This window comes from Micromonospora lupini, assembly GCF_026342015.1.
GTDB lineage: Bacteria > Actinomycetota > Actinomycetes > Mycobacteriales > Micromonosporaceae > Micromonospora > Micromonospora lupini_B.
Window position 1 is genome coordinate 2239617 of the sequence record NZ_JAPENL010000001.1, and the last position, 12807, is coordinate 2252423.

At 71.1% G+C, this 12807-nt stretch carries 8 protein-coding genes; 3 read left to right on the plus strand and 5 right to left on the minus strand.

All coding sequences use genetic code 11. The annotated features are described in order from the left end of the window. The first annotated feature begins 30 nt into the window (after positions 1 to 30). On the plus strand, positions 31 to 2376 hold the full coding sequence (locus tag OOJ91_RS09740; RefSeq protein ID WP_266244302.1) for a hypothetical protein: 2346 nt from the start codon (positions 31 to 33) through the stop codon (positions 2374 to 2376). Between the two features lie 300 nt (positions 2377 to 2676). Then, positions 2677 to 4323: a hypothetical protein gene (locus OOJ91_RS09745; protein ID WP_266244303.1), complete on the plus strand. Its 1647-nt coding sequence runs from the start codon at positions 2677 to 2679 to the stop codon at positions 4321 to 4323. A gap of 68 nt (positions 4324 to 4391) precedes the next feature. Here OOJ91_RS09745 and pulA read toward each other — a convergent pair whose 3' ends face one another. Together pulA and OOJ91_RS09755 are read right to left on the minus strand one after the other, a co-directional pair. Then, the gene (gene pulA, locus OOJ91_RS09750; protein WP_266244304.1) at positions 4392 to 9935 is read right to left on the minus strand and encodes a pullulanase-type alpha-1,6-glucosidase; all 5544 of its coding nucleotides are present in this window, start codon (positions 9933 to 9935) and stop codon (positions 4392 to 4394) included. 110 nt (positions 9936 to 10045) lie between these two features. Next, positions 10046 to 10333, minus strand: a complete 288-nt coding sequence (locus OOJ91_RS09755) for a cellulose binding domain-containing protein (protein ID WP_266244305.1) — start codon at positions 10331 to 10333, stop codon at positions 10046 to 10048. Here OOJ91_RS09755 and OOJ91_RS09760 point away from each other — a divergent pair. Further along, positions 10308 to 10760, plus strand: a complete 453-nt coding sequence (locus OOJ91_RS09760) for a hypothetical protein (protein WP_266244306.1) — start codon at positions 10308 to 10310, stop codon at positions 10758 to 10760. The two genes, OOJ91_RS09755 and OOJ91_RS09760, sit on opposite strands and share 26 nt — an antisense overlap. 49 nt (positions 10761 to 10809) lie before the next feature. On the opposite strand, the gene OOJ91_RS09765 is transcribed toward OOJ91_RS09760, so the two are convergent. The 3 genes from OOJ91_RS09765 to OOJ91_RS09775 form a co-directional block, all read right to left on the minus strand. Next, positions 10810 to 11478 (minus strand): hypothetical protein, encoded by a 669-nt coding sequence (locus OOJ91_RS09765; RefSeq protein WP_266244307.1) that lies wholly within the window; start codon positions 11476 to 11478, stop codon positions 10810 to 10812. Between the two features lie 135 nt (positions 11479 to 11613). Continuing rightward, positions 11614 to 12003: a hypothetical protein gene (locus tag OOJ91_RS09770; RefSeq protein WP_266244308.1), complete on the minus strand. Its 390-nt coding sequence runs from the start codon at positions 12001 to 12003 to the stop codon at positions 11614 to 11616. A gap of 36 nt (positions 12004 to 12039) precedes the next feature. Next, entirely contained in the window at positions 12040 to 12792 is a 753-nt protein-coding gene (locus OOJ91_RS09775; RefSeq protein WP_266244309.1) for a hypothetical protein, read from the minus strand. Positions 12793 to 12807 lie beyond the last annotated feature (15 nt).

Below are 12807 nucleotides of genomic sequence, written 5' to 3' on the forward strand. Positions count from 1 at the left end.
GTCTGGTAGTAGGAAGGGCGGAAGGCTCTGATGTCCAACGACGTAACGAGTACCGACGGCGGGGCCTCGACGGCTCCGCCGACACGACGACGACGGGCCCTGTGGGTTGCCGGCGTCGCCGGCCTGACCGGGGTGGTCGGCCTGGCCGCCCTCGGTGGTGTGGCCGCCCGGGACGACAAGCCCACCTCCGATCGGGTGTCCGACGCCCAGCCGTCGACCAACAGGCAGAAGAACGTCAGCGACGCCGGCGGGAGCACCGACGGTGGCGGGGAGAGCGGCGCCAAGGACAACGGCGACGACGACTGGAGCGGCGACGACTGGAGCGGCTTCGACGACCGCGCCGGCAAGGACGACAAGCGGGACGAGAAGGACCGCACCAAGCAGGTGCCCTGCGACTCGGACAAGCTGATCCAGGCGATCACCTTCGCCAACAACGGCGACGGCGGTGTGCTGGAGTTGGCCAAGGGCTGCACGTACACCCTGACCCGCAACCAGGACGGCAACGGCCTCCCGGTGATCACCGAGCCCATCACGCTCAAGGGCGAGCACACGACCATCGGCCGTGAGGCCACCGCCGACTACTTCCGCATCCTGAACGTCGGCCCGGGCGGGCAACTCACCCTCAAGGGCCTGAGCATCAAGGGCGGGCAGACAATCCAGCAGGCCATGACCGTGGAGCCGGCGACGGTCTGGGCGCCGTACTCGACCTCGGTCCGGGCCACCGCGCCGACGGCCGAGTCGGCGGCGGCCAGCGCGTCCGGTGCCGCAGCCAAGCCAGCAACGGCGACGGCAGCCAAGCCGGCAGCGGCGACGGCAGCCAAGCCGGCAGCGGCGACGGCAGCCAAGCCGGCAGCGGCGACGGCAGCCAAGCCGGCAGCGGCGACGGCAGCCAAGCCGGCAGCGGCGACGGCAGCCAAGCCGGCAGCGGCGACGGCAGCCAAGCCGGCAGCGGCGACGGCAGCCAAGCCGGCAGCGGCGACGGCAGCGAAGCCGGCAGCGACGGCAGCGACGGCAGCCAAGCAGACAGCGACCAGTGCGGGAGCTGCCAAGGCGGCGGAGCCGGGAGCAGCCACAGCGATCAAGCCGGGAGCAGCCAAGGCGGCGGAGCCGACGGCGGCAACCAAGGCTGCGACCAAGCCGGCAGTGCCGACGGGAGCAGACAAGGCGGCCGCGGAGGCGGCGGCAGCCAAGCAGTCAGCGGCAGCGGCCAAGACGGCTGCGGCTGCGGCTGCGGAGGCAGCGGCCAAGACGGCTGCGGCTGCGGAGGCAGCGGCAGCCAAGCAGGCGGCCGTGGCAAAGCAGGCCGAGACCAAGCAGGCGGCCACGGCCAAGCAGGCCGACGCCAAGCAGGGCGAGGCCAAGCAGGGCGAGGCCAAGCAGGCAGCCGCAACCGAGCAGGCAGCCGCCAAGCAGGCAGCGACCACAGCGCCGCAGCAGCCAGCGACAATCGCCAAGGCCCCGCCGGCCGCGGCGAGCACGGCGGCTGTCGTGCCGCTGGTCGAGGAGCCCGGGTTCAACGACGGCGCCGGGGTGCTCGTACAGCCTGGGGGCCGGGCGGAGATCCTGGACAGTGAGCTGCTCTACAACCAGTCCGGCGGCAACGGCGGCGGGTTGGCGAACTTCGGCACGACCAGGCTCAGCAAGAGCACCGTGGCACGCAATACCGCCTTCTTCTACGGCGGCGGCATCTTCAACACAGGTGTGCTCCAGGTCGACGAGTCCAAGGTCACGGACAACACGGGGATCGTCGGTGGCGGCGGCATCGCCAACGGCGCGGCCTCGATCGTCACCGAGAGCATCGACGGCGGCGCGGTCTGGGTCTACAAGAGCGAGATCACCGATAACGAGACGCTCGGTGTCGGCGGCGGCGTCCTGGACGTCGGGGGCACCACGACCCTGCACGACACGAAGGTCACCGACAACACCGCGGTCCTGGACGGCGGCGGCGTGGGCGTGGCCGACGGTCAGCTCACCCTCACGCACGCCACGGTGGCCAGGAACAGCGCCGGCCGCGAGGGTGGTGGTGTGGCTGTCGTCGCCGACAGCACCGCGACGATCGAGGACACCGCCATCGCGGACAACACCGCGGGGTCGACGGGCGCCGGCCTCTTCAACGATGAGAGCCGCACGACGCTGCGCGACAGCGAGGTCGTCGGCAACCGGGCCATCGGCCCGTTCGCCCGGGGCGGCGGCATCCTCAACGCCGAGGGGAGCGAGGTCACGCTCTACCGGACGACTGTGGCGCACAACTTCGCCACCCTCGAGCCGGGGGGCATCTTCAACAGCATCGGCGGCACGGTCCTGCTTGACGACGAGTCCGTGGTCACTGCCAACCGCCCGACGAACTGCTTCAACGTTCGGGACTGCTTCGCCTGATCGGGTGGGGCTGAACCACATAGAGGGCGCGCCCCTCCGAGCCGGTCACGGCACGGAGGGGCGTACCCATTTGGGCTGGTCAGAGGCCCGACGGCCCGTCTTGGGGGCGGCGTGCCCGGCCGGGGTCTCCCGCCCGGCGAACGCGGAACATGAACCTAATGTGGGGTTGTTTCGGATACGCCCCCGAGGCGAGGAACATTCTCATACGGTGTTTTTGGGAGCTACAACCGATTTGTAGCAGGGGACGACCGCCTGAGGGCGGCGACCCTGTCTGGTACGAGGAGAGGGCAGAGAGCTCCGATGTCCAACTACCTAACGAACAACGAAGCCTCCGGGCGGGCGACGGCCAAGCGCCGCCGCAAGCTCTGGCTCGCCAGCGGCGTGGCCGGTCTGACGGGCGTGATCAGCCTCGCGGCGGTGGGCGTCGCGGGCAGCGCCGGAGCGGTCGGCCTGAACTGGAACACCGCCCAGGTCAGCAAGGACGGCGACCAGCACGGTGACGAGGGTCGCGACTGGGACAAGGACCAGGACAAGGACAAGGGCAAGGACCGCGACAAGGACCACGAGCGCGGGAAGGAGGTGCCCTGCGACACCGACAAGCTGATTCAGGCGATCGTGTTCGCCAACAACAAGCACGGCGGTGTGCTGGAGCTGGCCAAGGGCTGCACCTACAACCTGAGCCGTAACGACTACCAGGGCAACGGCCTGCCGGTGATCACGGAGAACATCACCCTCAAGGGTGAGCACACCACGATCGTCCGGGAAGCCACTGCCGACTACTTCCGGATCCTGAACGTCGGTAGCGGTGGGCACCTCACCATCAAGGGCCTGACCATCAAGGGCGGCCAGACCCTCGAACTGGACAACGCCGTCGAGCCGGCGGCCGTCTGGGCGTCCTACTCGGACTCCGAGGCGATCGCGGCGCAGGTGAAGGCGGGCGTTCCGCTGAACCAGGCGCTCGCGACGCGGCAGGCCAACCCGAAGGCGGGCCTGAAGGCCGCGCCGAAGGTGACGCCGAAGGCCGCGACGAAGGCGGCGCCGGGCGTCGTCACGCCGCTTGTCGAGGAGCCGGACGAGAACGACGGTGCCGGCATCCTGGTCCAGCCGGGTGGCACCGCCGAGATCCTGGAGTCCGAGGTCGTCCTCAACCAGTCGGGCGGCAACGGCGGTGGCGTGGCCAACTTCGGCACCACGAAGATCTGGCACAGCACCGTCACCCGCAACACCGCGTTCTTCTTCGGTGGGGGTGTCTTCAACGCCGGCCTGCTCAAGGTCGAGGAGTCGAAGATCACCGACAACACCGCAGTCATCGGTGGTGGCGGTATCTCCAACGGCGCCGCGGAGATCTTCACCGACGACGTCGACGGCGGGACCGTCGAGCTCAAGAAGGCGGAGATCACCGACAACGAGACGCTTGGCTTCGGCGGCGGCTACCTCGACATCGAGGGCAACACCACGGCGTACGAGACGAAGTTCGCCTCGAACACCGCCGTCCTCGCCGGTGGCGGTCTGGCCGCGGCCGACAGCCAGCTGAACCTCTACAACAGCACTGTCGAGAAGAACAGCACCGCCGGTGTCGGCGGCGGCGTGGCCATCGCGTTCGACAGCGCGGTCACGTTCGAGAAGGGCGCCATCAAGGACAACACCGCCGGCTTCTTCGGCGGCGGGCTCTTCAACGCCGGCAGCCTCACCACGCTGCGTGAGACCGAGGTCGTCGGCAACCGGGCGATCGGTCCGATCGGGGTCGGTGGCGGCATCTTCAACATCTTCGGCGAGGTCAACCTGTCGAAGGCGAAGGTCGCCTACAACTTCTCCACCTTCGAGCCGGGCGGGGTCTTCAGCTTCTTCGGCGAGGTGCACGTGGACGACAAGTCCGCGATCACCGCGAACCGTCCGACGAACTGCCTGGCCATCCCGGGCGGCACCATCGAGAACTGCTTCGCCTGATCAGGGCGCAGCGCCAGCACGACGGGCCGGCCCCCTTCCGCACGACGCGGAAGGGGGCCGGTCGCCGCTCACTTCTGGACGAACACCGCCACGCTGCGCGCCGGGACGGTGAACGTGCCGGCGGCCCGGTCGAACGACGCCTTCCGCAGCGCCGGGTCGGCCGAGTTCACCAGCACCGGGTGTAGTGCCACGTCCGCCCCCCGCAGACCGGTGACTGTCTGCGTCGCCGTCTGCGGCGTGCCGTTGAGGACGACTGTCACCGACTTCCACTCCCCGCCCAGGCCACGGGCGTCGAGAGTCATGGTCAGCACACCCGGGGTCTCCTGCTCCCCGGACAGCGGGAACGCCACCCGCCGCTGCACCTGCTCGGCGGTGCCCAGCCCGAACACCGGCGAGGACGCCCGGATGCGCAGCAGCTCGGCGTACCGGGCGTCGGTGGTGGTGATCGCCGCGCAGTCGGGCACCAGGGCCGGGTCGGCGAGCAGGGGCTTGGCGTACGGCCACTTGTCCTGGTTGTCAGGCGCCGGCGGCAGGCCGGCGCCGAACCCGTTGCCCCGTGCACAGTCCCAGCGGATCTGGTTGAACCAGTCACCGGAGTTGAACGAGTTGCGGTCCAACGACTTCGACCGCAGTCGCTCGGTGCCGGCGGTGACGAATCCGGTGCCCTGCCCCAGCACCACTGTGCTCAGCGCCAGCACCTGCATCCGCGAACGGTCCGCCGCCGAGGTGACCTGCGGCAGCTTGTACGCCAGCGCGTCGTACAGGATCTCGTTGTCGTGCGCGTCGACGTAGGTGACGGCCTCCCCGGGCGCCGCCGTGTAGCCGGCCGGGGAGCCGTTGTAGTCCACCTGCGCGCCGGTGACCGTCCGTCCCGAGGTGTCGGTGAACCGGTAGTCCCGCAGGTTGCCGGTGAGACCCACCTTGATCACGTCGTGGGCGTGCAGCAGGCGGGCCTTCTGCGCGGCCGCCGACCCGTTCACCGGGTCGCCGTTGGGGTCGGTGTAGAGCCCGGAGGCGAAGCCCTGCACGCGGGGGTTGGTGTCGAACGGTCCGCCGCCGCGCACGGCGTCGCGCAGCCGGTCGTTGAACGTGCCGATGCCGGTGCCGGCCATGTTGGCCTGGGTGGCCTGCACGAACCGGGCGTCGTCCGCGACCTCGCCGAAGTTCCAGCCCTCGCCGTAGAGCATGATCGCCTTGCCGTCCACCCCGTCGCGGGCGACGGTCAGCCGGTCCAGCGCGGCGCGTACGGCCAGGATGTTCGCCTTCGGGTGGTGCCCCATGAGGTCGAACCGGAAGCCGTCCACCCGGTACTGCTTCGCCCAGGTGACAAGCGAGTCGACGACCAGCTTGCCCATCATCGCGTGTTCCGGGGCGGTGTTGGCGCAGCAGGTGGAGTTGGCAACGGTGCCGTCCTCCAGCAGCCGGTGGTAGTAGCCGGGCACGATCTGGTCGAGCACCGACGTGTCGTCGACGCCGGCCGCCGAGGTGTGGTTGTAGACCACGTCCATGACCACCCGCAGGCCGGCCTCGTTCACCCCGGCGACCATCCGACGGAACTCGGTGGTCCGCGCCGCGCCGACCGGGTCGACGGCGTACCCGCCCTCCGGGACGGTGTAGTGCAGCGGGTCGTACCCCCAGTTGTAGCCGTCGGTCTCGGCCACCGCCGCCACGCACTTCTGCTGCTGCTCGGAGTCCGGCGGGAGCGCCGCCAGGTCACAGGCCGGCTGGCGCTGGTCGGCCCGCTTCTCGGGGATCGTGGCGAAGTCGAACGCCGGCAGCAGGTGCAGGTGGGTGACACCGGCGTCGCCCAACGCCCGCAGGTGGGTCATCCCGGCGGACTTCGGGTCGGTGAAGGCCAGGAAGGTACCCCGCCGCTCGGCCGGCACCGTGTCGTCGGCGATGGAGAAGTCGCGTACCGACAGCTCGGAGATCTGCGCCTTCGACGCCGGCACGGCCGCCGGTTTACGCAGGGTCCGCCAGCCCGGCGGGGCCAACGCCGAGTCGTTCAGGTCGACGAGCTGACTGTGCGTGGAGTCCGCGGCGAGGGCCACGGAGTACGGGTCGGTCACCGACGCGGTGACCATCCGCTGCGCGGCCGGCTGCCACGCCTGCACCTGGTAGCGGTAGTACTTCCCCGTCCAGGCGTGGCTGCCGCGTACCGACCAGACGCCGGTGCGGTCGTCGCGGCGCATCGGCACCGTCTTCGGTGTCGCGGTCGGCGCGTCGAACAGTTGCAGCGCCACCGTCCGGGCGGTCGGCGCCCAGAGCGCGAGGCTCGGCGTCCGACCGGTGAAGGTCGGGCCGAGCGTGACCTGGGTGGCCCGGGAGTACACGTCGTCGAGCACGCCGGGGATCTGCACGCCTGTCGCGGCGAGCAGGGCGCCCGACGCGTCGCGCTCGGTGACCAGCAGCTGCCCGCGCAGCGCCGCCGGCACCTTCGCCAGGTCACCCCGGTCCAGCGTGAAGGCACGGTAGGACCACAGGTGCGGGAACGCCGCGCGCTGGGCCTCGGTGAGCCCGTTGCGCTGCGCCCGCAACCGCAGACTTGTGTACGTCCCGGACAGCTCGCCGTCGACGACGCTCACCCCGCCGGTCGGGGCGGCCACCACTGCGTACACCCGGCCGTCGGTCGGTGGTGTCCGCCAGGCCACTGTGGCCCTGTCGATCCAGTGCGCGTTCTGCTCGCCGATGTCGGTGTCCCCGCCTGCGCTTGTCGCGGTCGACGGCAGCAGCCGCCCCGGGGTGGCGGCGAGCAGCCACACCTCCCGGCCCGCGCCTGCGAAGTCGAGCCGCTGATCGTCGGGCAGATCCTTGGTGTCGCCCTTGTGAAGGATGTAGTTCAGCCCGGTGGCTCCGGTCGCCAGCGGCACCCGGAACACCGCGCCGAACGCGTCGGTGGAGGTCGGCGTGAGCGGGGTGGCCCAGTCGGTCGGGTTGGCCGCCCCGTCCCACAGGTGCAGCCCCCACCCGTCGTAGTTGCCGTCTGCCCGCCGGTAGTGGATGACTGCGGTGCCCTCCTCGACTGGCGGGTCCGGTTGACCTGTCGCCGCCTGCCTGCTCGGATAGACCGTCGGGTCGCCCTGCTTGAGCCAGACCTCACCGGTCTGCGTGACGTCGATGGTGCGGTCCTGGGCGACGTCCTTCGTGCCGTCGGCGTCGACCACCACGAAGCCCACCGACGTCGCGCCCGGCTTGAGCTTCACCCAGGCGAACCGACCGTAGGAGTCCGCACCGGCGAACGGCTGCCCCTTCGGCCACTCGGTGACGTACGCCGGGTCGATGTCACCCCACGCGTACAGCGACCAGTCGTCGTACCCCCCGGCCGGACGCTTGTAGTGCACCACCGCCCACTCCCGGGATCCGCCCTGCTCGGGTGTCCCGACGACGGCGACGGACCGCGCGGTCGCGGTGCGGCCCCGGCCGTCGCGGACGACGGCGCGGTACTCGATCCGGGTGCCACCGGCCAACCCGTCCAGGTCGTGGTGCACGGTGTACGGCGCGTGGTCGGCGCTGCCCAGCAGCGTCCACCTGCCGCCGGCCACCCGGGCCGCCACGGTGACGGTCGCCAGCGGGTCACCTGTCACCTTCGCGGTGACCGCCGCGCGGGTGGCCACCGACGCGCCCGGCGCGGGAGTGGTGATGGTGATGGCCGGGTTGCCGGTCGGCCGGGCGATGGCGGTGCCCGCCCGGTACACGGCCGCCGACAGCGGCGGCACGGTCAGCGTCAGCCTGCCGTCGCCGCCCGCCGTCGCGGTCGGACGGCCCGGGGGCGCTCCGGCGCCGCCGGCCTGTTCGCCGTTCGATCCGCCGTAGATGCCGGTGAAGGTGGCGCCGGCCGACCAGGTGTCCACTGTGACAGTCTGCGCGGTCGCGGCGTTGTTCACCGCCACCACGTACTCGGTCCGGTCGGCGGGAGCGATACGGGAGGCGGCGAACACGCCGGGGCCGTCGGCGGCGTACCGGGTGACCTGGATGCCGTCGCGCAGCGCCTGATGCGCCTGACGCAGTCGGCTCAGCTCGGCGATCGTCCGGTACAGCGGGTGGCCGGTGTCGAACTGGTCGCTGGCGTGGGTGCGGTCGGTGCCGAGCAGGTCGTCGTCGAGATAGTCGGGAACTTTCGACGCGAACATGTCCTGCCGGGCGTCCTTGTCGCCGCCGGGACCTGTGAAGCCCTGCTCGTCGCCGGAGTAGACCACCGGCTGGCCACGGGTCAGGAACATCAACTGGTGGGCCAGCTGGTCCCGACGCAGGTGGCTGGCCGGGTCGGTGCCGCCGCCGGCGATGAACGACCCGATCCGGCCCATGTCGTGGTTACCGAGGAAGGTGGTCAGGCGACCGGCGTCGGTGTCCCGGGCGGCGTAGAGGTCGTCGCGGGCGTACACGTCGGCGAGGGCCTTCGCCGAGCCGGCGCCCGCCGTGTAGCCCCGCGCTGCCTCCTGGAACGCGAAGTCGATGGTGGCGGGCAGGCCACCCCGCCGCACGTACGTCGACGTGACCTCCGGGTTGGCGCTGTACACCTCGCCGAACAGGAAGAAGTCCTTCTTGCCGGCCTTCTCGGCGGCCCGCTCGACACCCCGGGTGAACTGCGGCCAGAAGTCCATGTTGACATGCTTGACGGTGTCCAGCCGGAACCCGTCGACGCCTGTCGCGCCGATCCAGTCGCCGTACGCCTTCGTCATTCCCCGCACCACCTCGGGACGCTCGGTCCACAGGTCGTCGAGGCCGCTGAAGTCGCCGTACTCGCTGTTCTCGCCGGAGAAGGTCGAGTCACCCCGGTTGTGGTACATGGTCGCGTCGTTGAGCCAGGCCGGCACCTTCACGGTGGCGTCACCGGGGTCGGGAAAGACCGGCGTGTACGGGCCGGAGTTCCTGTCGACAGTCGGGAAGTCACGGCTGCCGTCGGCGTAGTTGCGGTCCTCGAAGGCCCGCCCCTGCGCGTCGGTGTACGGCGAGGTGGCCTTGTCCACGTAGGCGTAGGAGTCCTCGGCGTACCTGATGACGTCGGCGGTGTGGTTGACCACGACGTCGAGGTAGACCTTGATCCCCCTGCGGTGCGCGAGCGAGACCAGCTCCTTGAGCTGCGCGTTGGTGCCGAAGTGCGGGTCGACCTGGGTGAAGTCGGTGATCCAGTAGCCGTGGTAGCCGGCCGAGACGTCATCACCCCTGCCCTGCACCGGACGGTTCTTGAAGATCGGGGCGAGCCAGATGGCGGTGGTGCCCAGACCCTGGATGTAGGCCAGCTTGTCGATGACGCCCTTGAGGTCGCCGCCGTGGTAGAAGCCCTTGTCGGTCGGGTCGAGCCCGGTGCGCAGCCGGTCACCGGTCAGGCCACCGGAATCGTTGCGCCGGTCGCCGTTGGCGAACCGGTCCGGCAGGACGAAGTAGAACTGCTCGGCACGCGCGCGGTCGGCGCCGGCGGCAAGCAACGCCTCGGCGGTGGGCTCGTCGCGCCACTGCACGGCGCCCGCCGCGGCGAGGGGGTCACCGCCGGACGGTGAGGGGCCGGCCTCGGCGCCGAGGGGACGCGCGGATTCCGGCGTACCGACGAGGGTGAAGGTGAGCAGGCAGACGAGCGCGAGCACTGCGGTACGCGGGATCGGCGGGGGTTTCATCGACGGCCTTCCTCTGGTCGTGATTGGCCGCACGCTAACTCTTGCCGAAACAATCTGCAATACCTTGCAAACAAAGTCGTAACCGAGCAAGGTCTTTGCGGAAGGGCAGCTCAGAACCCGCTGCAGCGCACCCCGTCGACTGTGCACCCGCGCGGCGTCGTGGACGCCCGCTCCAGGTGGAACCGCAACGGCACCGACCTGCCGGCCGGCACGTCCACCCCACTGACGTACGTGAAGCTCCCGTCAAACTGCCGCAGCGTCCCCTGTGGCGCCCCCTCCACCCAGGTCGTCACCAGCCGCCCACCGGCGAAGTCGAACCGCACCGTCCAGCCCTGGTCCGCACCCGACGCGTTGACGATCAACACCTCGCCGATGAAACCCCCGTCGAAGCTCTGCACGACCCGGTACCGCCCGCTCACCGCTGGCGGCCGCTGCGGCGACCGGGTCGACGGCCGCGCCAAGGTCGGCGCCACAGTCGGGCCTACCACCGGTGGCCGCGACACGGCCGGCGTACTCGGCGGCAACCCGCTCGCCCGCGGCGACAGCCCCGGCGCCCTCTCCGGCAGCGGCGTCGACGACGTGTCGGACGGCACGACCGGCGCCTGCGGCAACGGCAACCCCGCCGGCGGCGGCCCGTCGTCGGACGCCGGACTACGCCCCCGGTACGCCCCCAGGGCAACGAAGAGCAGGACCAGCATCACGACGAGGCCGGCGCACGCCACGATCCACGGCGACGACGCGATGGCGGCCGGACCGTGCGACGATCGCGGCGCGCGGCGCATGCCGGACATGTACCTCCCTCAGCGGGCCGTCCGGGCAGCGTAGCGATCGACGGTCCGGCCCGGAAGCGCCGACGGCCACCACCGGCGCTCCTTCAGCCGAAGCGGCAGTCGACCCCGTTGACGGTGCACCGCACCGGCCGCTGCCCCGACCCGTCCCAGGCCAGCCGCAACCGCAACGTCTGCGTGTCACCCGGATCCAGCGCCGCCCCGCCGCTCAGCACGAACTCGCCGTCACCCTGCGCCGACACCGAGATCCCCGCTTCACCGCTGACCCGCAGACCCCGCATGTCGTCCTCGAACGCCAGCTCCACCCGCCAGTCCGTCGAGCGGGCCGACTCGTTCGTCAGCGACAGCACCGCCTCGGTCGCGTTCCAGCCGTCCGTTCCGACCTGGTAACGGGCGGTCACCGCCCCGGTCGCCGCCGCGACCGCCGGGGCGCTCGTCCGGGCCGGCGACGGCGAACCGGTGGTGGCGCGCGGCGACGGCGTCCGGCTGCTGCGCGACGGTCGCGGCGACGCCGTGCGCCGCTCCACCCCAGCGGGCGTCGGCGGCAATGACGACGCCGTGGCCGGCACGGTCGGCAGGAACACCGGCGGCGCGGCCTGCGGCGCGCTCTCCCGCTCCCGGGTACGGAACGACAACAGCGCGACCACCAACAACACCACAAGCGCGCCGATGCCGAGCAGCACCACGATCCACGGCACCGACACCAGTACCCGCGCCGTCCGCGGACCGCCCGCGCCCTCCGGCCCCACCGCCATCAGGTCTCCCCTCGTCCCACCGACGCGACAGCGTAGCCAGCGGCGGCCAGACCGAAAACCTGGCGGGTACGGATCGGACCGACCGGCCCACATGATGCGGAAAACGGCTCGCCCGCGTGGACGGTCCGCCGCCCGTCAGGCCGTCCGGATGACAGTGCAGATGAGCGGACCCTCACCCGACGTACGCAGCAGGTAGCGGTACCGCTCCCCCGGCACCGCGTGCCCCCGGCTGTCCAGGAACTCCCACTCCACCGACACCATGGTCAGCAACGCCGACACCTGTTGCACGTCCTCGATCCGAGCGTGCGCGGCGATCAACTCCCGGTCCTGGTAATCGGGTGCGGCGCCCACGAAGGACAGCGCGACCGCCGCCAGCGACGTGAACGAGAAGCTGTACGTGTCGGCCACCACCAACCCCGGCAGGGCGTAACAACCAGCGAGGGACGGCAGATCGCCGGAGGTCATCGCGGCGCCGTACCGGTCGAAGAAGCCGGTAAGCGTGTCGAGATCCGTGGAGGCGTTCACGCGACAGCAATTGCCGCTCACCGGGCGGGCCAAACCTCAGCGGGGCGGAACCCGCACCTCGATCTCCGCACCCAACCGGGCGCCGCCGGTCAACCCCAGATCGTCACCACTCCAGAACCGCCCCGGGTCGTACCAGTTTGGACGCTTACCGGCCGGCAGCAGGCCCATCGCCTCGTAGGTCACCGCCACCACCTCGGCGCAGTACGCCGTCTCCAACGCCCTCTCCCGCGCAGCAGCGCTGACCGGAGCGGCCGGAGCGGTCGGGTTCGCCCGGCTGGCCGCGGGCCCGGGAGCAGCCGGGTTGACCCGGGTCGCCTGGGCGGCCCGCGACACGGCTCGGAGTGCGGCCCGGCCGGGGACCGGCAGCGACGGCACCCGCCCGCGGACCCACCGCCACGCCAACTGCGCGGTCGACGGGAACGGTGTGCCGTCCAGCCGCGCGACGGTCCGCAGCACCGCCCGCTCCATCTCGCCGGCCGCCGGCGGGTCGAGCTGCCGCAGCCAGGCCCGCTGACCGTACCGGTTGGCCCACACGCAGACCGCGTCCCGCAGGTCGTGCAGCTGCACACCGCGCTGGTGCGTGCCCGACCACAGGTCCGGCAGGGACCTGCCCAACTCCGCGTGCCACATCAGCGGCGGCATGTCGTCCAGCACCACCGCCATTCCGACGTGGTTGACCGGGCTGTTCGTGGTGAACTGAATCGCCCGGTCCGGCACGCTGCGACCCCGGAACACCCACACGTCACCGGTGCGGGTCAACTCGACGGCCTCATCCAGGCTGATGCTCATGAGGGACTAGCCTAG